A 26945-nucleotide genomic window follows, 5' to 3' on the forward strand; every position below is an offset into this window, starting at 1 on the left:
GATTTTAAGGATGACGGTGTATACTATAATCATTAAATAAAGACCTCCTAACTTTATTTAATAGAAATCCTAAACTTTTTCATAATAATCTCCTAGGGAAGCTACCATGAGGGTAGCTTTTCTTTTGGATAATTTACAAATGTTGGCTTCGCTTTTGAAAGCCAAATATTTCTTTGATCCATGATATAATAGAAGAAAATGGAGGATAGAAAATGTCTAAAGTAAGATTGTACTTGGTCCGTCATGGGAAAACGATGTTTAACACGATTGGACGTGCACAAGGATGGAGTGATACGCCTCTAACCGAAGAAGGTGAGTTGGGAATCCATGAACTGGGAATTGGCTTGAGAGAGTCTGGCTTGCAGTTTGACCGCGCTTATTCCAGTGATTCAGGTCGCACTATTCAAACCATGGGAATTATCCTAGAAGAACTTGGCCTACAGGGGAAAATCCCTTACCGCATGGACAAGCGAATCCGTGAGTGGTGTTTTGGTAGTTTTGATGGGGCCTATGATGGGGACCTCTTTATGGGCTTGATTCCGAGAATTTTCAATGTAGACCATGTTCATCAGTTGTCTTATGCTGAACTGGCTGAGGGTTTAGTAGAGGTTGATACAGCTGGTTGGGCTGAAGGTTGGGAAAAACTCAGTGGTCGAATCAAGGAAGGCTTTGAAGCGATTGCCAAAGAAATGGAAGAACAAGGTGGGGGCAATGCCCTCGTTGTGAGCCATGGAATGACGATTGGTACCATTGTTTATCTGATCAATGGCATGCATCCGCATGGTCTGGATAATGGTAGTGTAACGATCCTTGGATATGAGAACGGTCAATTTACAGTCGAAGTTGTTGGGGACCGTAGCTATCGAGAGCTCGGACGTGAGAAGATGGAAGAAATAAAAAATTGATAGAAGTTAGCTCCAAGTGGGAGCTAATTTTGAGTTAAAGGATATGATTTAAATCAATAGTTCCAAAAAAGTAAAAATTTTTGGGGGATGTGATGTTATGAAAGGAAGGCTAGAATCATTTTGGAGAATAATACCATAAAGGAGATATAGACAGAATGAAATTAAACTAAAAGGATTGAATCTTGCATAACGCAAAACTCAATCCTTCATTAAAAAAATATTTATCATATTTAGCAATCAGTCAAACCTAGTTGAAAGATATGTTATATTTGAATGAAATTACCAAATATAAGGGAAAATTCGATAGCGAACCTTTTGACAGTATGTTTCATATGCTTTTCCAAAATGATTGTATAAGGCTTTTTCTTCTACTTTTAATCGAATACTGTAACCAACTACCAATAGAATGAGACAAATAATAATTGTGAGAGGATTTAATGAAACAATTGACAAGCCAAGTATGGATACGATGCTACCAGTATAGGCAGGATTTCTTACTATAGAATAGGGCCCTGCTTCTACCAACTGCTGACTATCTGTTGTTTGAACCGCAAGTGTAAAATTCTTCCCAAGATAATTAACTGCATAGATACGTAATACAAAGCCGGCTAGAGAAAGGAGAATTCCAATATAGATCAAAAAATGTGGCAATTGAGCTATAGAAGGTAGAAGTTGTTCATTCATTAATAGAAGACAACAAACAACACTACCAATAATGATGTAACGACTTCCTTTGTCTTCAGAGTTATTTTCATTGTTTGATTTTGTTTTCCTTTTAATCCACGTTTCTGTGATGATGAAAATGAGAATGAACCCATATGCAAAAATAGTTTGTAAATCCATGATTATTCCCTCCAGCTAGCATTATACAACTTTCAATTTTGGTGGTCAATTAAAAGGAAATAGTTAGAGTATGTTTTGTAATAGGTATCAATGGAAACTTCATGATTTCATCTGTAAAAATCTCTTGAAAATGGTATAATAGTAACATCATAAAATTGGAGAGAGACCATGAGTTTTTACAATCATAAAGAAATTGAGCCTAAGTGGCAGGGCTACTGGGCAGAACATCATACATTTAAGACAGGAACAGATGCATCAAAACCGAAGTTTTATGCTCTCGATATGTTCCCATATCCTTCAGGAGCTGGATTGCACGTAGGACACCCAGAAGGCTATACAGCGACAGATATCCTCAGCCGTTACAAACGTGCGCAAGGATACAACGTCCTTCACCCAATGGGATGGGATGCCTTTGGTTTGCCAGCTGAGCAGTATGCTATGGATACGGGGAATGACCCAGCTGACTTTACAGCAGAAAACATTGCTAACTTCAAACGTCAAATCAATGCGCTTGGATTCTCTTACGACTGGGACCGTGAAGTCAACACAACAGATCCAAACTACTACAAATGGACTCAGTGGATCTTCACCAAGCTTTACGAAAAAGGTTTGGCCTATGAAGCGGAAGTACCAGTAAACTGGGTTGAGGAACTAGGAACAGCCATTGCCAATGAAGAAGTGCTTCCTGATGGAACTTCTGAGCGTGGTGGCTATCCCGTTGTCCGCAAACCGATGCGTCAATGGATGCTTAAAATCACGGCCTATGCAGAGCGCTTGCTGACTGACTTGGATGAGTTGGATTGGCCAGAGTCTATCAAGGACATGCAACGTAACTGGATTGGGAAATCAACTGGTGCTAATGTCACTTTTAAAGTGAAAGGGACTGACAAGGAATTTACCGTCTTTACTACTCGTCCTGATACGCTTTTCGGTGCGACCTTCACAGTCTTGGCTCCTGAGCATGACTTGGTAGATGCCATCACAACAGCTGAACAAGCTGAGGCTGTAGCGGACTACAAACACCAAGCTAGCCTCAAGTCAGACTTGGCTCGTACCGACCTTGCCAAGGAAAAAACAGGGGTTTGGACTGGTGCTTATGCCATCAATCCTGTCAATGGCAAGGAAATCCCAATCTGGATTGCGGACTATGTTCTTGCTAGCTATGGAACAGGTGCTGTCATGGCCGTGCCTGCCCATGACCAACGTGACTGGGAATTTGCCAAACAATTTGGCCTACCAATCGTAGAAGTGCTAGAAGGTGGAAACGTAGCAGAAGCTGCCTATACTGAAGATGGTCTTCATGTCAATTCAGACTTCCTAGATGGCCTTAACAAAGAAGACGCTATTGCTAAGATTGTGGCTTGGTTGGAAGAAAAAGGCTACGGTCAAGAAAAAGTCACCTACCGTCTCCGTGACTGGCTCTTTAGCCGTCAACGTTACTGGGGTGAGCCAATTCCAATCATTCATTGGGAAGATGGGATTTCAACGGCTGTTCCTGAAAATGAATTGCCACTTGTCTTGCCTGTAACTAAGGACATCCGTCCTTCAGGTACTGGTGAAAGTCCACTAGCTAACTTGACAGACTGGCTTGAAGTGACTCGTGAAGATGGTGTTAAAGGTCGTCGTGAAACCAACACCATGCCACAGTGGGCTGGTTCAAGTTGGTACTACCTCCGCTATATTGACCCTCATAACACTGAGAAATTGGCTGATGAGGACCTCCTCAAACAATGGTTGCCAGTGGATATCTACGTGGGTGGTGCAGAGCATGCCGTTCTTCACTTGCTCTACGCTCGTTTCTGGCACAAATTCCTCTATGACCTCGGTGTGGTTCCAACAAAAGAGCCATTCCAAAAACTCTTTAACCAAGGAATGATTTTGGGGACAAGCTACCGTGACCACCGTGGGGCTCTTGTAGCGACTGACAAGGTTGAAAAACGTGACGTTTCCTTCTTCCATGTGGAAACAGGAGAAGAACTGGAGCAAGCACCAGCCAAGATGTCTAAATCGCTCAAGAACGTTGTTAACCCAGACGACGTAGTGGAACAATATGGTGCCGACACTCTTCGTATTTATGAAATGTTTATGGGCCCACTTGATGCTTCCATCGCTTGGTCTGAAGAAGGTCTGGAAGGAAGTCGTAAGTTCCTCGACCGTGTTTACCGTTTGATCACAAGTAAAGAAATCGTTGCGGAAAATAATGGCGCTCTTGACAAGGTTTACAATGAAACCGTTAAATCTGTCACTGAGCAAATCGAGTCCATGAAATTCAACACAGCCATTGCCCAACTTATGGTCTTTGTCAACGCTGCTAACAAGGAAGACAAACTCTATGTAGACTACGCCAAAGGCTTTATCCAATTGATTGCTCCATTTGCACCTCACTTGGCAGAAGAACTCTGGCAAACTGTTGCAGAAACAGGTGAATCCATCTCTTATGTAGCTTGGCCAACATGGGACGAAAGCAAATTGGTTGAAGACGAAATCGAAATCGTCGTCCAAATCAAAGGTAAAGTCCGTGCTAAACTCATGGTTGCTAAAGACCTATCACGCGAAGAATTGCAAGAAATCGCTCTAGCGGATGAAAAAGTTAAAGCAGAAATTGACGGCAAGGAAATCGTGAAGGTGATTGCGGTACCTAACAAACTCGTTAATATCGTTGTGAAATAAGATAGGAATCCTTCAGAGTAGAATCTGGAGGATTTTTATTTGACAAGGAGTTTCTATTTTGTTAATATAATTAACAAAGAAAAGAGAGATTATGGATAAAAAAGAATTTATTACATTTAATAATCGTTTCAATAGATTTATTCTAGCGTTTGAACAGTTAAAAAAAAATCAACATAAAATTAGTATTGACAAATCCATTACGTTGAATGAGGTACATTTGATTGTTGTGATTGGGAAAAATCAGCCCTTAAATCTAGTGAAATTATCTGAATTATTAAAAGTTTCGAGAAGTGCAATAACTCAAAGTGTTAGGAGATTAATTCAAAAAAATTTAGTTGTTTTTGATTTTGCTCCGAATAATGGGAAAAATAAATATTTGAGATTATCTGACAAAGGCATCGAAGTTTTTAAAATCCATAAGGAGCAACAAGCATATATTGAAAAATCGGTCTTTTCAGTTTTAAACAACTATAGTGAGGAGGAGCTTCAAACAGTTGTGAAATTGATGGATGATATTGAAAAGGTATGGGAAGAATTACCGTGGTAAAAGTCACGGTAAATTTTAAATTTGGTTGTTAAGTATATTAACAAAAGGAGAAGATATGAGTGTAAACATTGAACTGATTTCACAAACTGACTTAGCAGATGAATCTTTTTATATTACTATCAATGGTTTAGAACCAAGGACAAGGTATTGTGTAGAAATGTACCTGTCTGATTATTACTGTATAAATGCTCCCTTACTTTTAGATCATGATGTCATGTGGAAATCAACTGCAATTTTTTTATCTGATCAGGACGGTATGATTGACACCTCTCAAACAGCATCTATTTCGGGATCTTATAAAGGAGTTTCAGAAATGGGCTTGTTCTTTAATGCGAAACCGTTGAAGAATAGGAAAAGGAGATTACCCAGTTCTCTTGATAGAATTCCATTGCGAGATTGTTTTGGTGTTGAAATTAAAATCAGGCTGGGGAAAGATGTGGTCGCGGAGCAAAGTTTTGTAAGGCTTTATATGAATCTGGGAATAAGGTATCAAGATATTTATGATAAGCATTTTCAAGGTCGATTATTTTATGATGAAAAGTTAAGAAAGGCGCCGGCCGTGATTATTGTTAGTGGTAGTGAGGGAAGAATTGAAAAAGCTCAGAACATTGCCCAACTTTTATCTTCTAGAGGCTATATTTGTCTTGCGATAGCTTATTTTGGTTTAGAGGGATTACCCCAAAACTTAGAACGAATTCCGATAGAATGTCTGGAGGAAGCGAACGATTTTCTATATCATCATCCTCAAGTTGACAATACAAAAATAGGAATATATGGTCGTTCTAAAGGAGCAGAGCTTGTTCTGGCTGGACAAAGTATTTTGGATGATGTGCAATGTTTGGTACTCAATTCCCCCTCAAATATAATATTTGAGGGAATAAAGGGAAAACTCAACTCTCATTCATCTTCTTGGACATATTTGCAAAAAGAACTTCCGTATCAAAAATTTCAACTAGGAAATTATTTGTTAAACAAGTTTTTTGGAAAACATATTCCTGGAGATAGTAGGGCTCAGATTGATGTGAGTAAAATTGCCTCTCCTTTATTATTGCTAGGAAGCGATGTTGATGAAATATGGAATGCGTCATCCGCGATAGATGATATTATTTCACATTACAAAGGGAAATCCATTTTGTTTAAAAAATACCATGAAACGGGGCATATGTTGACGGTTGCTTATCAACCGAATCATCGTTATCGAAAAGATTGGCGCTTATTAATGAAAGAAAGTGTAGACTCTTGGTTTGCCACGATAAATTTTTTTGATACACATCTGAAAAATTTGTAGATAGTGCTGAACCGTGCTATAATAGTCCCAACTAAGATAAAAACACAGTTCTGGTTGGTAGTCCAGACGTAGGCAAGCCTATCAGTAACCTTCCTCCTTGGTTGTCCATTCTTAGGGATAGATTTAAGGAGGTGCTGTCGTGGAAATCGTTTCAATTGGCTTGACAGTTTATTTTGAAGATGGATTTTGGCATGGATTGTTTGAACAAGAGTATGAGGGAACTTATCAAGTTTGTCGTGTGACATTTGGTCAGGAACCAAAAGAGGATGAAATTTTGAAACTTTTACAGACTCAGTTTGCTCGGTTATCTTTTAGTCCAGAGGCAACAGTCAAACAGCATGTGAAGATTAAGAATCCGAAGCGTTTGCAGCGAGCTGTAAAGAAACAGGTGAAGCAGAAAGTTTCCTCTAAGTCACAAGAGCTCTTGCAGTTGCAGTATGACGAACGAAAAAAGCATTCAAAACAACAGTCCAGTCTCCAAAAGCAATTGCTCAAGCAAGAGAAATTTGAACGCAAACAGCAAAAACGTAGAGAGAAGCACAAGGGGCACTAGTAGCTTTCTCTTTCATAAAATAGAACAGCTCTTCTTGGATAACAAGAGCTGTTTTTGCTTGTATTGAAGATTTCTTTCCTAATAGATAGACTTATCGTTAATGGCAGTTTCAAATTCAGGATCATACTTGCTTACTTCAAATTTAATCCTACCCCATTCAACATTTTCATTTTACTAGAAGGGAGTGTGTGCCATGATTTCTGATCCATTTTTTATTGTTTGGTTTAGCGAGAACAATACTATTGACTCTTGAATTTTTCTGCCGAATGCTATAAAACACCTCTTTTATAGCGCATGTTTAAAAATATAATGTATGGTTGTAAGTGTTTTTCAACATCCTTTAGTGATTCGATAGGAGAAAAACGGTTGCAGCCTGCTCTACTTTAATTTAACCCCCATTATTTTACCACTTGGCCTTTCATTTTAACTGCTTATCTCAAAAATCGATTTTTCTTTCATTCTTTTTGTTAAACTAGTGTGGTTAAGAGGAGGAAAAAATATGATTTTACAAGCTAAACATTTAACTAAACGGTACGGCAATCATATGGCTGTCAATGATATTCAGTTAGAGTTTGAAAAAGGAAGTTTCAATGCTATTTTGGGACCCAATGGTGCAGGAAAATCAACCACCATTTCCATGTTAATCGGTTTGAAAAATCCGACACAAGGTCAGATTCGATATGCGCCAAATACGAAAATCGGAGTGGTTTTTCAAGCTAGTGTACTGGATGAGATGTTGACGGTTAGGGAAAATCTCACGATTCGTGCTCAACAGTATAAAGAGATTGCAGCAAGTCGTGTGGATGATTTGATTCATCAACTGGGTTTGACTGCTTTCCAGAAACAACTCTATGGAACTTTGTCAGGTGGACAAAAACGTCGGGTTGATATTGCGCGTGCTCTTCTTTCGCGACCAGATATTCTTTTCTTGGATGAACCAACGACAGGTCTTGATATTCAGACTCGCAAATCCATCTGGGATCTGCTGTATCGACTACAAAAGGATGAAGGGATGACTATTATCTTAACGACTCATTATCTGGATGAAGCAGATGAAGCGGATCAGATCTATATCGTTGATCATGGGAAAGTGATTGCGCAAGGTTCTGCGACTGCTATTAAAAGTCAGTATGCATCTAATATCCTAAAAATTCGTTTTAAGGAAATGAAGGATTTAGAAAAGCTGCTACAGACTGGAATGACAGTAGAGGAAGAAAATGAGTTGGAATATCTTTTTTATCCAAGGACGTCACAGGAAGCCATTGAATATTTGGCCAAAGTTCGAGAAGAAATTGATTCTTTTGAGTTTCGCCCAGGTACTATGGATGATGCCTTTATTGCACTTACAGGAAGAGAGGTTCGCTAATGCTAGCTTTATTAAAACGGAATTTTATCTTATATTTTCGTAATCGTTCGGGAGTATTTTTCTCATTATTGGGGGCATTGATTTCTTTCCTCCTTTATATCATTTTTTTGCAGAAGAATTTGACGGATTCTTGGTCCCAACTCCCTAATAGTACGAACCTTTTAAACAACTGGCTGATGGGTGGGACGTTGGCTGTGACTGGGATGACAACCAGTTTTACGGCTCTTAAACAAATGGTTCAGGACCGCGAAAATCAAGTGGATCAAGATCTCTTCTTGACAGATTTAGGTAACTGGGGCTTACAGGCGTCCTATCTAATCAGTAGTATTGTTATTTCTTTTGTCATGCAGGTGTTTATGTATGCTGTTATGAGTTTTTATTTTAAAGAGAGCCCAGTTATCAGTCATTTACCGGAAATCGCTTTGATTATGTTGTTAAGCAGTCTGCTTTCAAGTTTGGTAAATGTTCTCTTGATTTACCGTTTTCAATCTGTAGATAGCCTTGGTAAATTGGCAACGATAGTGGGAACTGCTTCTGGATTTTTAGTAGGAACTTATATCCCTATTGGAGTATTACCTGATTCTGCACAGCTTTTCATGAAATGTACCCCTGCAACTTATATTGCTTCTCTTTATCGACAAGTCTTAATGAAAGAGCAGTTAGAGACCGCATTTTCAGGAAATGACAGTCTGTTACAGGAATTTCAAGAAAAAATGGGAATCCAAATCAACTGGCAAGAACTATTGACAAAGGAAGAAACATACTTTATAGTGGTTATTATCAGTCTCGTCGCTATTCTTCTTTGGCTTTTATTTGTTAAAGTGTTTAGCAAGAGAAAATAAAGACGTATTGGAGAGAAAATGAAGATTCGTTTTGAAATGAAGACAGAGTTTTCAGAAAAAGACCCACACATTTTAATTCAGGCAGCTCAGTTAACCGACCAAGCAAGAGAGGTCATGGAGTATTTAGAACAATTTTCAACGACTAATCAGGTGGTCATTCCTATTCGAACGGATGATCATCTGGTTATGGTAAAAATTGAGGATCTTATTCTAGCAGATATCGATAAGAATTTGTTGACCATTTATACGGTAGATGGGATTTATAAAACTAAGGAAACATTGACAAACTTTCAGAATCGGATTAATCGACGTAACTTTATACAGATATCGCGTCATTCAGTTATAAACATTGACCATTTAGAGTCATTATCGGATAGCTTTTCAGGGAACATGATGGCTAAGATGACTCGGGGTCTCAAATCGAGTGTGAGTCGGAAATACGTTAAGTCCTTAATGGATTATCTAGGTTTATAGGAGAAAATCATGAAGCGATTGATTGCTTATTTTGTATCGGGAATGCGGACGGCCTCCTTTATTTATTTGAGTTTGGTGTTATTGGCTCAGTTTTATTCAGGTATTACCTATCCTGCACCAACGACAAAGAATATTCTAGCTTTGTTTTTGATGAGTGGAATTATGGGGGTATTGACCTTAATCCTTGAAAGGCTAGAGTTTCTTGCTTATAGTATGCGTGTAGGAGTTCATTTATTAGCGACAGCTACTATTTTAGTATTGACCTACCTATTTTTTGGCTGGGGTTCAGCATTGTTGAGTCCCTTGCTGTGGTTCTTTTTCTTGTTGATTTATGGACTGATATGGTTGTACCAGATCTGGCAAACTCACAAACTAATCCAACGAATTAATCAAGCCTTAGAAGATAAAAGAAAGAAAACGAATCACTAATGTAGTGTTGAGGATGAGGTTTGAGGAGAGTGCTAGTTTCCATATAGAGCAAATTATGATATAGTATTTTCAGCGTAAAACAAGGAGAAAAACGATGCCAGTAAATGAATATGGTCAGATGATTGGTGAGCCAATGGAAGGTTATACACCAGGTGAATTGCCTTCCATTGATTCCTTAGAAGGGCGCTACGCTCGGATAGAGGCTCTTTCGGTGGAAAAGCATGAAGAGGATTTGCTAGCTGTTTATGGACCCGATACTCCTCGGGAGATGTGGACCTACCTCTTTCAGGAGCCAGTGGCAGATATGGAGGAACTGGTTACCGTCTTAAATCAGATGTTGGCTCGTAAGGACCGTTTTTACTATGCGATTATAGATAAGGCAACTGGTAAGGCTTTGGGAACTTTTTCTCTCATGCGCATTGACCAGAATAACCGAGTAATAGAAGTGGGAGCTGTCACTTTTTCTCCAGAACTCAGGGGAACACGTATAGGGACAGAGGCTCAATATCTCCTAGCTCGCTATGTTTTTGAAGAGCTTAACTATCGTCGCTATGAGTGGAAATGCGATGCTCTAAATCTGCCATCAAGACGAGCTGCGGAACGTTTGGGCTTTATCTATGAAGGAACCTTCCGCCAGGCAGTTGTTTATAAGGGGCGCACGAGGGATACGGATTGGCTCGCTATGATTGATAAGGACTGGCCTCAAGTTAAAGCTCGTTTGGAAGCATGGCTGTCTCCTGAAAACTTTGATAAAGATGGACGGCAGTACAAGAGCTTGAGAGAGCTTTAAGAGGTGTTGACATGATCACTATTAAAAAGCAAGAAATTGTCAAGTTAGAGGATGTTTTGCATCTCTATCAGGCAGTCGGTTGGACAAATTATACACATCAACCTCAGATGTTGGAGAAGGCCTTGTCTCACTCATTAGCGATTTACCTGGCACTTGATGGCGATGCCGTGGTGGGCTTGGTCCGTTTGGTTGGAGATGGTTTTTCATCGATTTTTGTCCAGGATTTGATCGTTTTGCCTAGCAATCAGCGCCAAGGGATTGGTAGCGACTTGATGAAAGAGGCTTTAGGTGACTTCAAAGATGCCTATCAAGTCCAACTAGTGACCGAACAGACAGAAAAAACCCTGGGGTTCTATCGTTCTCTGGGCTTTGAAACCCTATCTACTTATGATTGCACAGGAATGATTTGGGTAGATCGAAAAAGATAAAAAAATTATTTTTTCTTAAGTAAAGTTTAAGTATCCTCTTGTATCATATAATTATTAAATAAAGACCTCCTAATACTCTTCGAAAATCTCATCAACCTTCGTTAGAGTCGACTTAGCTAACTATCGTTATGCTTGCGCCTATCTGCCTAGTCTGATTTCGATTTTCATTGAGTACCCTTTATTTAATGAAATCCCAAACTTTTCTTTTTCATCATAATCTCCTAAAGAAGCCACCCAATCAGGTGGCTTTTTTATGGCTTGGAGAGGAAAATTCCATTCAAAAAAATTTTTAAAAAAAATGATCAATCAGAGAAAAAGTTAAGTTAGCTTTAAGATTCATCTTGTATCATATAATCATTAAATAAAGACCTCCTAACTTTATTTAATGAAATCCTAAACTTTTCTTTTTCATCATAATCTCCCTAAAGAAGCTACCCAATCAGGTGGCTTTTTTGTTTGTGGCTTGGATTTTTGATATAATAGAGCCATGAGTAGAATTTTAGATAATGAAATCATGGGGGATGAGGAGTTGGTAGAACGTACCCTCCGTCCTCAGTATTTACGTGAATATATCGGTCAGGACAAGGTCAAGGACCAGCTGCAAATCTTTATCGAAGCTGCCAAAATGCGGGATGAAGCACTGGATCATGTACTCTTATTTGGGCCTCCAGGTTTGGGGAAAACGACCATGGCCTTTGTTATTGCCAATGAACTGGGAGTCAATCTCAAGCAAACATCTGGTCCTGTCATTGAAAAAGCGGGGGATCTGGTAGCGATTTTGAATGATTTGGAACCTGGAGATGTCCTCTTTATTGACGAGATTCATCGCTTGCCCATGTCGGTGGAAGAGGTACTCTATAGTGCCATGGAAGACTTCTACATTGATATCATGATTGGGGCTGGTGAAGGCAGTCGCAGTGTTCATTTGGACTTGCCACCTTTTACCTTGATTGGTGCGACGACCCGTGCGGGTATGCTTTCTAATCCTTTGAGAGCACGTTTCGGGATTACAGGCCATATGGAATACTATGCCCATGCTGATTTGACGGAGATTGTTGAGCGGACGGCAGATATCTTTGAGATGGAAATTACCCACGAGGCAGCTGCTGAGCTGGCCTTGCGTAGTCGGGGAACTCCTCGTATCGCCAATCGCCTCCTTAAGCGCGTGCGCGATTTTGCCCAGATTATGGGAAATGGGGTTATCGATGATGTCATTACCGATAAGGCTTTGACCATGCTGGATGTTGACCGTGAAGGTCTAGACTATGTGGACCAAAAAATCCTCCGTACCATGATTGAGATGTACGGTGGTGGTCCTGTCGGGCTGGGAACCCTTTCGGTTAATATCGCCGAGGAGCGTGAGACGGTAGAAGATATGTACGAACCCTACCTCATCCAAAAAGGCTTTATCATGCGAACTCGTTCTGGACGGGTGGCGACAGCTAAGGCATATGAGCATTTAGGGTATGAATACAATGAAAAATAAGCAAGAAATTCTAGACGTTTTTAGAGAAAATCCAGATATAATGACCATTCTGACCATCATTCGTGACCTTGGTTTGAAAGACTCTTGGTTGGCAGCAGGTTCTGTCAGGAATTTCATCTGGAATCTCTTGTCAGACAAATCGCCTTTTGACTGTGAAACGGATGTGGATGTGATTTTCTTTAATCCAGATGTTTCTTATGAGGAAACAGTATCCCTAGAGAACAAGCTGAGAGAAGATTTCCCTCAGTATCAGTGGGAGTTGAAAAATCAGGTTTATATGCATCTACACAGTCCCCACACAGCGCCTTACACGAGTTCTCGTGATGCCATGAGTAAATATCCCGAGCGCTGTACAGCGATAGGGCTTCGCTTGAATGCCGACGCAACTTTAGAGCTCTTTGCGCCCTATGGTTTAGAGGATATTTTTAACTTTTACGTATCCCCAACTCCTCATTTTTTAGAGAATGAGGACCGGATGAAGCTCTATCAAGAACGCCTGTCCAAGAAAAATTGGCAAGAAAAATGGGAAAATCTCACTTTTTCAAAAAACTTAAGAAAAATTTAAGTTAGGAACGGTATACTAAGTCCATAAGTTAAGAGAAACTTAACTTAAACTCCTAAAACTTTTTCATAATAATCTCCCTATAAAATAAAGTCGCCCAATCAGGCGGCTTATTTTTTGTTACTTACAAGTAATGATAGTAACTTAGCAATAGAAGAAAATAGGGAAGTATGGTATAATAAAACGATAGATTTTTGAATAGGAATAAGATCATGTTTGGATTTTTTAAGAAAGATAAAGCTGCAGAAGTAGAGGTTCCAATACAGGTTCCTAATCATATTGGCATCATCATGGATGGGAATGGTCGCTGGGCTAAAAGACGCATGCAACCACGGGTTTTCGGACACAAGGCGGGGATGGAAGCCCTTCAAAAGGTGACTAAGGTGGCCAACAAACTGGGCGTTAAGGTTATTACGGTCTATGCTTTTTCTACGGAAAATTGGACTCGTCCGGATCAGGAAGTCAAGTTTATCATGAACTTGCCAGTCGAGTTTTATGATAACTATGTCCCTGAATTGCACGCAAATAACGTTAAAATTCAGATGATTGGTGAGACGGACCGTCTGCCTAAGCCGACTTTTGAAGCTTTGACAAAAGCAGAGGAATTGACTAAGAACAATACGGGTTTGATTCTCAATTTTGCTCTTAACTATGGTGGACGTGCTGAGATTACACAGGCTGTTAAGCTAATTTCTCAGGATGTTTTAGATGCGAAAATCAATCCGGGTGATATCACAGAGGAATTGATTGGTAACTATCTCTTCACCCAACATTTGCCTAAGGATGTGCGAGATCCGGACTTGATTATTCGTACCAGTGGAGAATTACGCTTGAGCAATTTCCTTCCATGGCAGGGGGCGTATAGTGAGCTCTATTTTACGGATACCCTGTGGCCTGATTTTGACGAGGAAGCATTACAGGAAGCAATTTTTGCCTATAATCGTCGTCATCGCCGATTTGGAGGAGTTTAGGAGAAAATATGACCAAGGATTTACAAGAGAGAACACTGTTTGCTGGACTGGCTCTGCTTATCTTCCTTCCCGTCTTATTTGTTGGAGGGCTCTTGTTGCAGATAGGAATTGGCTTGATAGCTATGCTGGCTGTTCATGAGCTCCTGCACATGAAGGGACTAAAGACCATGACCATTGAGGGCACCTTGACCCTCCTTGCAACCTTTGCTCTCACAATCCCCTTAGAAAATTACCTAACTTTTTTGCCGGTTGATGGCAATGTAGTTGCCTACAGTGTTTTGATTACAATAATGTTAGGGACAACCGTTTTCAGTAAAAACTATACAATTGAAGATGCTGCCTTTCCGATTGCTGTGAGTTTTTATGTTGGTTTTGGTTTCAATGCCTTACTAGATGCTCGTATAGCCGGATTTGATAAGGTTCTTCTGGCTCTCTTTATCGTTTGGGCGACAGATAGTGCAGCTTATCTAACGGGGGTGAATTTTGGTAAGCATAAGTTAGCCCCGAGGGTTTCTCCTAATAAGAGTATTGAGGGCTTTGTTGGGGGTATTCTAGGTGCGGTACTGATAACAGTACTCTTCATGCTAGTGGACAGTACAGTTGCTCTTCCCTATGGAATTTATAGGATGAGTCTTTTTGCCGCATTCTTCAGTGTGGCGGGCCAGTTTGGTGACTTGATTGAGAGTGCCATGAAACGCCATTTTGGTGTCAAGGATTCTGGGAAATTTATCCCTGGGCATGGCGGTGTATTGGATCGCTTTGACAGCATGTTGGTTGTGTTTCCAATGATGCACTTATTTGGCCTGCTTTAAAGAAAGGAAGATTGAATGATTGGATTGCTAACCTTTATCCTCGTTTTTGGGATTATAGTGGTGGTGCATGAGTTTGGACATTTTTATTTTGCCAAGAAATCAGGCATTCTAGTTCGTGAATTTGCCATTGGTATGGGGCCCAAGATTTTTTCCCATATCGGCAAGGATGGCACTGCTTATACCATTCGAATCCTTCCTCTAGGAGGCTATGTTCGTATGGCAGGCTGGGGTGATGATGCAACGGAAATCAAGACAGGAACTCCAGTCAGTTTAACACTTGCCGACGATGGCAAGGTCAAACGGATTAACCTCTCAGGGAAGAAGTTGGATCAAACGGCTCTTCCTATGCAGGTAACTCAGTTTGACTTTGAAGACAAGCTCTTTATCAAGGGGTTGGTCCTGAAAGAAGAAAAGACTTTTGCAGTGGATCATGATGCAACGGTTGTTGAAGAAGATGGAACCGAAGTGCGCATCGCTCCTCTGGATGTACAGTATCAAAATGCTTCTATCTGGGGCAAGCTCATCACCAACTTTGCAGGTCCTATGAACAACTTTATCTTAGGTGTTGTTGTTTTTTGGATCTTGATCTTTTTGCAGGGCGGTGTTAGAGATACTCAGACCAATCTCTTTCATGTCATGCCAGAGGGAGCTTTGGCTAAGGTAGGTGTAGCTGAGACCGCTCAAATTACCAAGGTCGGCTCGCATGAGGTTAAGAATTGGCAAGACTTGACCCAGGCTGTGGAAGCAGATACCAAGGATAAGACAGCCCCGACCTTGGATGTGACCATTTCTGAAAATGGTAGCGAAAAACAAGTTACTGTGACTCCAGAAGAGAATCAAGGACGCTATATTCTTGGGGTTCAACCGGGGGTCAAGTCAGACTTTCTATCCATGTTTGTTGGTGGCTTTACAACCGCTGCTGACTCAGGGCTCCGTATCCTTTCGGCCCTGAAAAACTTGATTTTCCATCCAGATTTGAACAAACTCGGTGGTCCCGTTGCCATTTTTAAGGCAAGTAGCGATGCTGCTAAAAATGGAATTGAGAATGTCCTCTACTTCCTAGCTATGATTTCCATCAATATCGGGATTTTTAACTTGATTCCGATCCCGGCTTTGGATGGTGGAAAGATTGTGCTCAATATCCTAGAGGCTATCCGCCGAAAACCCCTTAAACAAGAAATTGAAACCTATGTCACCATGGCTGGTGTAGTTATCATGGTTGTCTTGATGCTAGCTGTGACCTGGAATGACATTATGCGACTCTTCTTTTAGATAATCGAGGAATATTATGAAACAAAGTAAAATGCTAATCCCAACGCTTCGCGAAATGCCAAGCGATGCTCAAGTTATCAGCCATGCCCTTATGTTGCGTGCTGGTTATGTTCGTCAAGTCTCTGCTGGTGTTTATTCTTACCTACCACTCGCTAACCGTGTGATTGAAAAGGCTAAGAATATCATGCGCCAAGAGTTTGACAAGATTGGTGCGGTGGAGATGTTGGCTCCTGCCCTTCTCAGTGCCGATCTTTGGCGTGAATCAGGTCGTTATGAAACCTATGGTGAAGACCTTTATAAACTGAAAAATCGTGAAAAGTCAGACTTTATCCTAGGTCCAACTCACGAAGAAACTTTTACAGCTATTGTTCGTGACTCTGTCAAGTCTTACAAGCAATTGCCACTCAACCTTTACCAAATCCAGCCCAAGTACCGTGATGAAAAACGTCCACGTAACGGACTTCTCCGTACGCGTGAATTTATCATGAAAGACGGCTATAGTTTCCATGCTAATTACGATAGTTTGGATGTGACTTATGACGAGTACAAGGCGGCCTACGAACGTATTTTCACTCGTAGTGGCTTGGACTTCAAGGCCATCATCGGTGACGGTGGAGCCATGGGTGGTAAGGATAGCCAAGAATTTATGGCCATCACTCCTACTCGTACAGACCTTGACCGCTGGGTTGTCTTGGACAAGTCAGTTGCCTCATTTGATGAAATTCCTGCAGAAGTGCAAGAGGAAATCAAGGCAGAATTGCTCAAATGGATGGTTTCTGGTGAAGACACCATTGCCTACTCAAGTGAGTCTAGCTATGCAGCTAACTTAGAAATGGCAACAAACGAGTACAAACCAAGCAACCGTGTCGTTGCGGAAGAAGAAGTGACTCGCGTTGAAACTCCAGGTGTTAAATCCATTGATGAAGTGGCAGCCTTCCTTAACGTGCCAGAAGAGCAAACGATTAAAACTCTCTTTTACATGGCAGATGGTGAGCTTGTTGCAGCCCTTCTAGTTGGAAATGACCAACTCAATGAAGTCAAGTTAAAAAACCACTTGGGTGCAGATTTCTTTGATGTTGCTAGTGAAGAAGAAGTTGCTAGTGTTATCCCAGCAGGATTTGGTTCACTTGGTCCAGTTGGATTGCCAGAAAATGTCAAAATCATTGCTGACCGTAAGGTGCAAGATGTTCGCAATGCAGTTGTCGGTGCTAACGAAGATGGCTACCACTTGACGGGTGTGAACCCAGGTCGCGACTTTACGGCAGAATATGTGGATATCCGTGAAGTTCGTGAGGGTGAAATTTCCCCAGACGGACAAGGTGTTCTTAACTTTGCCCGTGGTATCGAAATTGGTCACATCTTCAAGCTCGGAACTCGCTACTCAGCAAGCATGGGTGCGGATGTCTTGGACGAAAATGGTCGCGCTGTGCCAATCATCATGGGATGCTATGGTATCGGTGTTAGTCGTCTCCTTTCAGCGGTTATGGAGCAACACGCTCGCCTCTTTGTCAATAAAACGCCTAAGGGTGAATACCGTTACGCTTGGGGAGTTAACTTCCCTAAAGAATTGGCGCCATTTGATGTGCATTTGATCACTGTCAATGTCAAAGATGAAGAAGCGCAAGTCTTGACAGAGAAACTTGAAGCAAGCTTGATGGAAGCTGGTTACGAAGTCTTGACAGATGACCGTAACGAACGTGTCGGTGTTAAATTTAGCGATAGCGACTTGATTGGTCTTCCAATCCGTATCACTGTAGGTAAAAAAGCAGCTGATGGTATCGTAGAAGTTAAGATCAAGGCGACTGGTGATACGATCGAGGTTCACGCAGACAACTTGCTTGAAACCCTTGAAATCCTCAGCAAGAAGTAAAAACTATAATCAGAAGAAAAACAAGGTAAAAATGTAACTAGTTTTTACCTTGTTTTTTCTATATAATGAGAATGAATAAATACATCATCAAGTTAAGAGGTATAACAATGCTAAAATTTCCAAAGGATTTTGTCTGGGGTTCCTCGACTTCTGGACCACAGACTGAAGGTCGTGTGCCTGGTGACGGCAAGGGAGACAATCTCTGGGATTATTGGTTTCAGGTAGAGTCCAATCGCTACTATAATGGGATTGGACCTGACAAAACATCGACTTTTTACGAAAACTGGGAAAAAGATATTGAGCTACTGGTAGAAACAGGTCATACAGCCTTTCGCACTTCTATCCAGTGGTCACGTATTTTCCCGCAAGGTCGTGGGGAAGTCAATCCTCAAGGTGTGGCTTTCTACCGTCAGGTATTTGAAGCGATTAAGGCCAAGGGCATTTGTCTCTTAGTCAATCTCTATCATTTTGACCTGCCTTTTGCCCTGCAAGAAGATGGGGATGGTTGGGAAAATAAGGCGACTGTCTCAGCCTATGAAGACTATGCTCGTTTTTGTTTTGAGACTTACGGTGACTTGGTGGACCAATGGATTACCTTTAATGAGCCCATTGTTCCTGTAGAGTTTGGTTATTTTTATGATGCCCATTATCCTCATAAGGTAGATGCTAAAGCAGCGGTTCAGGTAGCTTATAACACTCAACTGGCTAGTAGTCTTGCGGTGAGGGCTTGTCATGAGGTCCTGCCTGATTCCAAGATTGGGATTGTCCTCAACTTGACACCAGCATACCCACGTAGCCAACATCCTGCGGATGTCAAGGCTGCGCGCATTGCGGATCTCTTCCAAGCTCAATCTTTCCTAGATCCATCTGTTTTAGGAGCTTATCCAGAAGAATTAGTGGAAATTTTAGCTGAGCATGATTTGTTACCAGAGTACACTGTTGAAGAGTTAGAACTCATTCGCGAGAATACAGTTGATTTCCTAGGAGTGAACTACTACCAGCCTTTGCGCGTTATGGCGCCACGTTTTGCCAAGCATCCAGACAGTCCACTCTTGCCAGAACATTTTTATGAGCCTTATATTATGCCGGGCCGTAAAATCAATCCCCACCGTGGTTGGGAAATCTACGAGCAGGGGATTTATGATATCGCCCAAAATATCAAGGAAAATTATGGGAATATTGAGTGGATGTTGACCGAAAACGGGATGGGTGTTGAAGGTGAAGACAAGTTCCGTGAGAACGGCATGATTCAAGACGACTATCGTATTGACTTTGTAAAAGGTCATCTTCGTGAACTCCACCGTGCGATTGAAGATGGAGCAAACTGTAAAGGATACTTAATCTGGACCTTTATTGATTGCTGGTCATGGCTTAATAGCTATAAAAACCGCTATGGTTTGGTTGAATTAGACTTGGAAAAACAAGAACGCCGTCTGAAGAAATCAGGGCACTGGTTCAAGGAACTCAGCGACCATAATGGATTTTAAGAATAAAAAGAGTGAGATGGCGTTCATCTCACTTTTTATTACAATATCATCACCAAGGTCCCAATCGTAATCAGGATACAGCCAATAATTGTTTTAAACGTCAGGACATCCTGTAGGAAGAAAAAGGCTAGAACGAGGGTAATGACGAGACTGAATTTATCGACAGCAGATACCTCAGTCGCATTGCCCATCTGCAAGGCCTTATAGTAGCAGAGCCAGGAGGCGCCAGTGGCCAAGCCAGATAAGATGAGAAAGAGCCAACTTTTTCTACTGATGTTGACAATTTCGGTCTGACTATTGGTCAAGAAAACCATGGCCCAGGCTATAAGAATGACGACGACTGTACGAATGGCGGTTGCTAGATTAGATGGAACTCCCTCAATCCCAATCTTGGCTAAAATTGACGTTAAGGCTGCAAAGACAGCTGATAAAAGTGCGAAGAAAAATCACATGGCAAATACCTCCTCTTTTTATTATAAGTAATTGATGCTAACTTGTCAGGTATCAAGTGAAATCTTGATAAAATACCGTCTAGAAAAACTATACCAATTTTTATCCTTGACAAGTGAGAAAAACAAGTATATACTGTTTTTGCTGATTCCGTAAAGCGAGAATTAGACTATACCAATTTAAGGAGAAAGCACAGCTGGTCTGTGTCGTATATACTATGTGTGGAATTGTTGGTGTTGTTGGAAACACAAATGCAACTGATATTTTGATTCAAGGGCTTGAAAAGCTTGAATACCGTGGCTATGATTCTGCGGGAATTTTTGTCCTAGGTGGTGCTGAAAATCATTTAGTTAAGGCTGTTGGTCGTATCGCAGAATTGTCTGCTAAGACAGCTGGTGTTGAGGGAACAACTGGTATTGGACATACTCGTTGGGCGACTCACGGGAAACCAACTGAAGACAACGCTCACCCACACCGCTCTGAGACAGGACGTTTTGTCTTAGTGCACAATGGAGTGATTGAAAACTACCTTGAAATCAAGGAAGAATACCTTGCAGGTCACCACTTCAAGGGGCAAACCGATACAGAAATTGCCGTTCACCTGATTGGAAAATTTGCAGAAGAAGACGGTTTGTCAGTTCTTGAAGCCTTCAAAAAAGCCCTTCACATCATCCGTGGTTCTTATGCCTTTGCCTTGATTGACTCTGAAAATCCAGATGTCATCTATGTCGCTAAGAACAAATCACCACTCTTGATTGGTCTTGGAGAAGGCTACAACATGGTCTGCTCAGATGCTATGGCTATGATTCGTGAAACCAACCAATACATGGAAATCCATGACCAAGAGTTGGTTATCGTGAAAGCTGATAGCGTTGAAGTTCAAGACTATGATGGCAATAGCCGTGAACGTGCTAGCTACACTGCTGAGCTTGATTTGTCAGATATCGGTAAGGGAACTTACCCTTACTACATGCTCAAGGAAATCGATGAGCAACCAACGGTTATGCGAAAACTCATCCAAGCCTACACAGATGAGGCTGGTCAAGTAGTAGTAGATCCAGCTATCATCAAGGCTGTTCAAGACGCAGACCGTATCTACATCCTTGCAGCTGGAACATCATACCACGCAGGATTTGCTTCTAAGAAAATGCTGGAAGAATTGACAGATACGCCAGTTGAACTTGGAATCTCTTCTGAGTGGGGCTACGGTATGCCACTTCTCAGTAAGAAACCGCTCTTCATCTTTATCAGCCAGTCTGGTGAAACAGCTGACAGCCGCCAGGTTTTGGTTAAGGCTAATGAAATGGGAATCCCTAGCTTAACTGTAACAAATGTGCCAGGTTCAACTCTTTCACGTGAAGCTAACCATACCATGCTCCTTCATGCAGGTCCTGAAATTGCCGTAGCATCAACCAAGGCCTATACAGCTCAAATCGCAGCCCTTGCCTTCCTGGCAAAAGCAGTCGGAGAAGCAAATGGCAACGAAAAAGCCCAAGCCTTTGACCTGGTTCATGAGTTGTCTATCGTGGCTCAGTCTATCGAATCAACCCTTTCAGAAAAAGAAACAATCGATGCTAAAGTTCGAGAGCTTCTTGAAACCACTCGCAACGCTTTTTACATCGGACGTGGTCAAGACTACTATGTAGCCATGGAAGCCAGTCTCAAACTCAAAGAGATTTCTTATATCCAGTGTGAAGGCTTTGCGGCAGGAGAGCTCAAGCACGGAACCATTGCCTTGATTGAAGAGGGAACGCCTGTCTTGGCCCTCTTGTCAGATCCAGTTCTTGCCAACCATACTCGTGGAAATATACAAGAGGTCGCAGCCCGTGGTGCTAAGGTTCTCACTATCGCAGAAGAAAATGTTGATAAAGAGACAGACGATATCGTTCTGACGACCGTCCATCCTTACCTCTCGCCAATCTCAATGGTCGTACCAACGCAATTGGTCGCTTACTTTGCAACACTTCACCGTGGCCTTGATGTGGACAAACCACGTAACCTTGCTAAGTCAGTAACAGTAGAATAAGCTAAGAAAGTGGCTCTTTTTCAACTATAGTGGGTTGAAGAAAAGCTAAACTCGAGAAAGGACGAAATTCGTCCTTTCTATTCCTCATCGTATCGGAGACTTCTATGAGAAACGGAAAAGACGATCACAAGTGGCTTCAACTAAACCACGCACGATTGCCTCTATATATCATCTTATCAGAACAATGTATTACCTCATAACGCATAACAAACTTTACGATTATACTTCTACCCAAAATCGGTAAAATTGTTTATGCCGTATTATTGTAACACCTTATCAAAAAAATCACTAGGTAAGGTGTTGGCTTTGTGTACACTTTTTACTCTGAACTGTAGCCCCCCAAAAGACAATTTCCTTAGTTCGACTATGGAACTCAAACCGTTTTTTATCAAACATCTTGATATGTTTGATAAATGGTAGAAAAGGATTTAGTCCAGTGCAATATAGAACTAAATTCTTTGGATAAATTAATTATCCAACTTTTAAGTGTCAGTACATTTTTCAGCCTTTTTTATATTTTGTAAATTAACTAGTTCATTTCTGTATTTTAATTTGCTGTATTCGTGGTTTTTATGAAGTAAAAGAATTGAAAAAATGTGCTACATACTTGTAAATATTTTAAAAAACTGTTAAAATACGATAAATGTTAAATTTAAATTAATTTAGATGATATGATAATTTGAAATGAGGAAGAAAAATGCAAAAAAGAGAAGTCTATGGATTTCGTAAAAGCAAAGTTGCGAAAACTTTGTGTGGTGCTGTTTTAGGAACTGCTTTGATTGCTTTTGCAGACAAAGCAGTTTTTGCTGATGAAGTCACAGAGACGAAGAGTACAAGTACAGTTGAGGTAGCTACTACAGGAAACCCAGCCACAAATCTACCACAAGCTCAGGGGAATATGAGCCAAGTTGCCAAAGAAAGTCAAGCTAAGGCTGGTTCTAAAGACTCAGCTTTGCCAGTAGAAGTATCATCAGCTGATTTGGATAAAGCAGTTGCTGATGCAAAATCTGCAGGAGTTAAGGTGGTTCAAGATGAAACAAAAGACAAAGGAACAGCCACAACTGCTACAGAAAATGCTCAAAAACAAGATGAGATTAAAAGCGACTATGCTAAACAGGCTGAAGAAGTAAAGACATCAACTGAAGCATATAAAAAAGAAGTTGCAGCTCATCAGGCTGAAACAGATAAAATCAATGCTGAAAACAAAGCAGCAGATGACAAGTATCAAAAAGATCTAAAAAGTCATCAAGAAGAAGTTGAAAAAATCAACACTGCCAATGCAACATCTAAAGCAGAATATGAGGCTAAGCTAGCACAATATCAAAAAGATTTAGCAACTGTCAAAAAAGCAAACGAAGATAGTCAACGGGATTATCAAAATAAACTTTCAGCTTACCAGACAGAATTAGCTCGAGTACAAAAAGCTAATGCTGAAGCTAAAGAGGCATATGATAAAGCAGTAAAAGAAAACACTGCAAAGAATGCAGCGCTTCAAGCTGAAAATGAAGCGATTAAACAACGTAATGAAACTGCAAAAGCGAATTATGAAGCAGCGATGAAGCAGTATGAAGCAGACCTTGCAGCTATTAAGAAAGCTAAGGCAGATAATGATGCTGATTATCAAGCAAAATTAGCAGCTTATCAGATAGAATTGGCACGTGTTCAAAAGGCAAATGCTGATGCTAAAGCAGCCTATGAAAAGGCAGTTGAAGAAAACACAGCTAAAAACACAGCGATTCAAGCTGAAAATGAAGCGATTAAGCAACGAAATGCCACAGCTAAAGCGACTTATGAAGCAGCATTGAAGCAATATGAAGCAGATTTGGCAGCTGCAAAGAAAGCAAACGAAGACAGTGCTGCTGACTACCAAGCAAAATTAGCAGCTTACCAGACAGAATTAGCTCGTGTTCAAAAAGCGAATGCCGATGCGAAAGCAACTTATGAGAAGGCTGTTGAAGACAACAAAGCAAAAAATGCAGCGATTCAAGCTAAAAACGAAGAAATCAAGCAACGGAATGCCGCAGCTAAAACTGAATACGAAGCAAAATTAGCCAAATATCAAGCAGATAGTGAACAATATAAGAAAGATTTCGCAGCCTATACTGCAGCACTCGCAGAAGCGGAGAGTAAAAAGAAGCAAGATGGTTATCTTTCAGAACCAAGATCACAATCGTTGAACTTTAAATCAGAACCAAATGCAATACGAACAATTGATTCATCTGTACATCAATATGGGCAGCAGGAATTGGATGCTTTGGTAAAATCATGGGGGATTTCGCCAACAAATCCTGATAGGACAAAATCTACAGCGTATTCATATTTCAATGCAATCAATTCGAATAACACTTATGCAAGGCTTGTATTAGAAAAGGATAAACCAGTCGATGTTACCTATACTGGTCTAAAAAATTCAAGTTTTAATGGTAAGGAAATTTCAAAAGTAGTTTACACTTACACATTAAAAGAAACAGGTTTTAACGATGGAACCAAAATGACTATGTTTGCCTCGAGTGATCCAACTGTGACAGCATGGTATAATGATTATTTTACTTCTACAAACATTAATGTAAAAGCCAAGTTTTATGATGAAGAAGGTCAACTTATGAATCTCACAGGAGGATTAGTTAATTTTTCATCTCTCAATAGAGGTAACGGTAGTGGGGTAATTGATAAAGATGCAATTGAAAGTGTTAGAAACTTTAACGGTCGATATATTCCAATTTCTGGTTCATCTATCAAGATTCATGAAAATAACTCTGCTTATGCAGATTCATCAAATGCAGAAAGATCGCTAGGTGCTCGTTGGGATACATCGGAATGGGATACAACCTCTAGTCCAAATAAGTGGTATGGTGCTATTGTCGGCGAAATAACCCAATCGGAGATTAGCTTTAATATGGCTTCTTCTAAAAGTGGAAATGTTTGGTTTGCTTTCAATTCGGACATTAATGCAATTGGGGTTCCGACGAAACCTGTCGCACCAACTGCACCACAAGCTCCTACTTATGAGACAGAGAAACCATTGGAACCGGCTCCAGTAGCACCAAACTATGAAAATGAGCCAACTCCACCGGTTAAGGCCCCAGATCAACCGGAGCCATCAAAACCAGAAGAGCCACGCTACGAGACAGAGAAACCATTGGAGCCAGCTCCAGTAGCACCAACATATGAAAATGAGCCAACTCCGCCAGTTAAGACTCCAGATCAACCGGAGCCATCAAAACCAGAAGAGCCAAACTATGATCCATTGCCAACTCCACCGGTAGCACCAACTCCTAAGCAGTTGCCAACACCACCAGCGGTGCCAACAGTTCACTTCCATTACAATCGTCTATTTGCACAGCCTCAGATTAATAAAGAAATTAAGAATGAGGATGGAGTAGATATCGATCGTACTCTAGTTGCTAAGCAGTCTGTAGTGAAGTTTGAACTGAAAACGGAAGCTTTAACTGCAGGGCGTCCAAAAACAACTTCGTTTGTATTGGTAGATCCACTTCCAACTGGCTATCAGTTTGATTTGGAAGCAACCAAGGCTGCAAGCAAAGGTTTTGAAACAAGCTATGATAAAGCTAGTCACACTGTAACCTTTAAGGCTACTGAGGAGACCTTGGCTGCTTTCAATGCAGATTTGACAAAATCCTTTGAGACTCTATATCCAACTGTTGTTGGTCGTGTCTTGAATGATGGGGCGACTTATACAAATAACTTTACATTGACAGTCAACGATGCCTATGGTGTCAAGTCAAACATTGTTCGTGTAACGACTCCAGGTAAACCAAACGATCCTGACAATCCAAATAACAACTACATCAAACCTTTGAAAGTTAACAAGAACAAACAAGGTGTGAATATTGATGGTAAAGAAGTTCTAGCTGGTTCAACGAACTACTATGAACTGACATGGGATTTGGACCAATACAAGGGAGATAAATCTTCTAAAGAAGCGATTCAAAATGGTTTCTACTATGTGGATGATTATCCAGAAGAAGCCTTAACCCTTCATCCAGAATTGGTTAAGATTCGTGATCTAGAGGGCAATCTTGTACCAGGTATCAGTGTTCAACAATATGATAGTTTAGAAGCTGCTCCTAAGAAGATTCAAGAGCTGTTGAAGAAAGCAAACATCACTGTTAAAGGTGCTTTCCAACTCTTCTCAGCTGATAATCCAGCAGAATTCTACAAGAACTATGTGGCAGCAGGAAAATCATTACTCATCACAGATCCGATGACAGTTAAACCTGAATTTGGTCAAACGGGTGGTAAGTATGAAAACAAAGCCTACCAAATTGATTTTGGAAATGGCTATGCTACAGAAGTAGTTGTCAACAATGTACCAAAAATCACACCGAAAAAAGATGTGACAATCAGTATGGATCCAAGCAGTGACAATATCGATGGCCAGACAATCCCGTTGAACCAGTACTTCAATTATCGTCTAATCGGTGGTTTGATTCCACAAAATCATTCTGAGGACTTGAATGACTATAGTTTTGTAGATGATTATGACCAAAAAGGTGATCAATACACTGGAAACTATAAAGTTCTTGCCAAGGTTGATATCCGATTGAAAGACGGTCGTGTTATTAAGGCAGGGACAGACTTAACCGCTGAAACACAGGTTGAACATGACCAAGATAAGGGAATGATTACCATTCGCTTCAAGGAAGAATTCCTTCAAGAGATTCAGTTGGATTCTCCATTCCAGGCTGAGACTTATATTCAAATGAAACGAATTGCTGTCGGAACCTTTGAAAATACCTATGTAAATACTGTGAATAAAGTTGCTTACGCCTCAAATACAGTTCGCACGACAACGCCAGAACCTAAGAAACCAGAGGAACCAACAACCCCTAATTCTAATCCAAATCCAAAAG

Annotated in this window: 23 protein-coding genes and 1 pseudogene; 22 read left to right on the forward strand and 2 right to left on the reverse strand. The window is 40.8% G+C overall.

All coding sequences use genetic code 11. The features are described 5' to 3' along the window. The first annotated feature begins 212 nt into the window (after positions 1–212). On the forward strand, positions 213–905 hold the full coding sequence (locus HMPREF1149_RS05330; RefSeq protein WP_000049294.1) for a histidine phosphatase family protein: 693 nt from the start codon (positions 213–215) through the stop codon (positions 903–905). Between the two features lie 279 nt (positions 906–1184). On the opposite strand, the gene HMPREF1149_RS05335 is transcribed toward HMPREF1149_RS05330, so the two are convergent. Then, complete coding sequence (locus tag HMPREF1149_RS05335; RefSeq protein WP_000365731.1) at positions 1185–1748, reverse strand: methyltransferase family protein; 564 nt, start codon at positions 1746–1748, stop codon at positions 1185–1187. Positions 1749–1916: 168 nt separating this feature from the next. Between HMPREF1149_RS05335 and leuS the strand changes: the two genes are divergently transcribed. The 17 genes from leuS to HMPREF1149_RS05420 all read left to right on the forward strand — a co-directional run bounded on the left by leuS (position 1917) and on the right by HMPREF1149_RS05420 (position 19595). Further along, a complete protein-coding gene (gene leuS, locus HMPREF1149_RS05340) occupies positions 1917–4418 on the forward strand; it encodes a leucine--tRNA ligase (RefSeq protein ID WP_000011724.1) in 2502 nt (833 codons plus the stop codon). Between the two features lie 91 nt (positions 4419–4509). Further along, entirely contained in the window at positions 4510–4965 is a 456-nt protein-coding gene (locus HMPREF1149_RS05345; RefSeq protein ID WP_000358211.1) for a MarR family winged helix-turn-helix transcriptional regulator, read from the forward strand. A 55-nt stretch (positions 4966–5020) separates the two neighbouring features. Then, positions 5021–6253: an acyl-CoA thioesterase/bile acid-CoA:amino acid N-acyltransferase family protein gene (locus tag HMPREF1149_RS05350; protein ID WP_000115705.1), complete on the forward strand. Its 1233-nt coding sequence runs from the start codon at positions 5021–5023 to the stop codon at positions 6251–6253. 139 nt (positions 6254–6392) lie between these two features. Then, complete coding sequence (locus HMPREF1149_RS05355; protein ID WP_000407100.1) at positions 6393–6806, forward strand: YjdF family protein; 414 nt, start codon at positions 6393–6395, stop codon at positions 6804–6806. A gap of 499 nt (positions 6807–7305) precedes the next feature. Continuing rightward, positions 7306–8172, forward strand: a complete 867-nt coding sequence (locus HMPREF1149_RS05360; protein ID WP_000602884.1) for an ABC transporter ATP-binding protein — start codon at positions 7306–7308, stop codon at positions 8170–8172. Next, complete coding sequence (locus HMPREF1149_RS05365) at positions 8172–9014, forward strand: ABC transporter permease (protein ID WP_000880497.1); 843 nt, start codon at positions 8172–8174, stop codon at positions 9012–9014. Before HMPREF1149_RS05360 ends, HMPREF1149_RS05365 begins: the two co-directional genes overlap by 1 nt. Positions 9015–9032: 18 nt before the next feature. Further along, positions 9033–9488: a LytTR family DNA-binding domain-containing protein gene (locus tag HMPREF1149_RS05370; protein ID WP_000701939.1), complete on the forward strand. Its 456-nt coding sequence runs from the start codon at positions 9033–9035 to the stop codon at positions 9486–9488. Between the two features lie 9 nt (positions 9489–9497). Next, positions 9498–9917, forward strand: coding sequence for a DUF3021 domain-containing protein (locus HMPREF1149_RS05375; protein WP_000825483.1), 420 nt, complete (start codon positions 9498–9500; stop codon positions 9915–9917). A 94-nt stretch (positions 9918–10011) separates the two neighbouring features. Then, positions 10012–10707 (forward strand): GNAT family N-acetyltransferase, encoded by a 696-nt coding sequence (locus HMPREF1149_RS05380; protein WP_001144896.1) that lies wholly within the window; start codon positions 10012–10014, stop codon positions 10705–10707. Positions 10708–10718: 11 nt separating this feature from the next. Further along, on the forward strand, positions 10719–11135 hold the full coding sequence (locus HMPREF1149_RS05385; protein WP_000628398.1) for a GNAT family N-acetyltransferase: 417 nt from the start codon (positions 10719–10721) through the stop codon (positions 11133–11135). Between the two features lie 487 nt (positions 11136–11622). Next, positions 11623–12621 carry a Holliday junction branch migration DNA helicase RuvB gene (ruvB, locus tag HMPREF1149_RS05390; RefSeq protein ID WP_000086803.1) on the forward strand — a complete coding sequence of 333 codons (999 nt, stop codon included), beginning with the start codon at positions 11623–11625 and terminating at the stop codon, positions 12619–12621. Continuing rightward, positions 12602–13186 carry a nucleotidyltransferase family protein gene (locus tag HMPREF1149_RS05395; protein ID WP_001094983.1) on the forward strand — a complete coding sequence of 195 codons (585 nt, stop codon included), beginning with the start codon at positions 12602–12604 and terminating at the stop codon, positions 13184–13186. Before ruvB ends, HMPREF1149_RS05395 begins: the two co-directional genes overlap by 20 nt. A gap of 209 nt (positions 13187–13395) precedes the next feature. Then, positions 13396–14154 carry an isoprenyl transferase gene (locus HMPREF1149_RS05400; RefSeq protein ID WP_000466696.1) on the forward strand — a complete coding sequence of 253 codons (759 nt, stop codon included), beginning with the start codon at positions 13396–13398 and terminating at the stop codon, positions 14152–14154. 8 nt (positions 14155–14162) lie between these two features. Further along, positions 14163–14966: a phosphatidate cytidylyltransferase gene (locus HMPREF1149_RS05405; RefSeq protein ID WP_000159106.1), complete on the forward strand. Its 804-nt coding sequence runs from the start codon at positions 14163–14165 to the stop codon at positions 14964–14966. A 15-nt stretch (positions 14967–14981) separates the two neighbouring features. After that, positions 14982–16238: an RIP metalloprotease RseP gene (rseP, locus tag HMPREF1149_RS05410; protein ID WP_000579745.1), complete on the forward strand. Its 1257-nt coding sequence runs from the start codon at positions 14982–14984 to the stop codon at positions 16236–16238. 16 nt (positions 16239–16254) lie between these two features. Continuing rightward, entirely contained in the window at positions 16255–18108 is a 1854-nt protein-coding gene (locus HMPREF1149_RS05415) for a proline--tRNA ligase (protein ID WP_000814034.1), read from the forward strand. A gap of 107 nt (positions 18109–18215) precedes the next feature. Continuing rightward, the gene (locus tag HMPREF1149_RS05420; RefSeq protein WP_000911353.1) at positions 18216–19595 is read left to right on the forward strand and encodes a glycoside hydrolase family 1 protein; all 1380 of its coding nucleotides are present in this window, start codon (positions 18216–18218) and stop codon (positions 19593–19595) included. Positions 19596–19633: 38 nt separating this feature from the next. Here HMPREF1149_RS05420 and HMPREF1149_RS05425 read toward each other — a convergent pair whose 3' ends face one another. Further along, positions 19634–19996 carry an EamA family transporter gene (locus HMPREF1149_RS05425; RefSeq protein WP_231288431.1) on the reverse strand — a complete coding sequence of 121 codons (363 nt, stop codon included), beginning with the start codon at positions 19994–19996 and terminating at the stop codon, positions 19634–19636. Between HMPREF1149_RS05425 and HMPREF1149_RS11530 the strand changes: the two genes are divergently transcribed. The 4 genes and pseudogenes from HMPREF1149_RS11530 to HMPREF1149_RS05435 form a co-directional block, all read left to right on the forward strand. Continuing rightward, positions 19926–20078, forward strand: a complete 153-nt coding sequence (locus HMPREF1149_RS11530; protein WP_231288430.1) for a hypothetical protein — start codon at positions 19926–19928, stop codon at positions 20076–20078. The genes HMPREF1149_RS05425 and HMPREF1149_RS11530 overlap by 71 nt on opposite strands. Positions 20079–20262: 184 nt before the next feature. Then, positions 20263–22071, forward strand: a complete 1809-nt coding sequence (gene glmS / locus HMPREF1149_RS05430) for a glutamine--fructose-6-phosphate transaminase (isomerizing) (RefSeq protein ID WP_000334294.1) — start codon at positions 20263–20265, stop codon at positions 22069–22071. Between the two features lie 82 nt (positions 22072–22153). Continuing rightward, positions 22154–22315: pseudogene (locus HMPREF1149_RS11450) on the forward strand (IS110 family transposase); the annotation flags it as partial. Between the two features lie 453 nt (positions 22316–22768). After that, on the forward strand, positions 22769–26945 hold a 4177-nt coding region (locus tag HMPREF1149_RS05435; RefSeq protein WP_001171976.1), incomplete at its 3' end, for an antigen I/II family LPXTG-anchored adhesin.

The sequence above is a fragment of the Streptococcus sp. BS35b genome (assembly GCF_000286475.1).
Lineage (GTDB): Bacteria > Bacillota > Bacilli > Lactobacillales > Streptococcaceae > Streptococcus > Streptococcus oralis_W.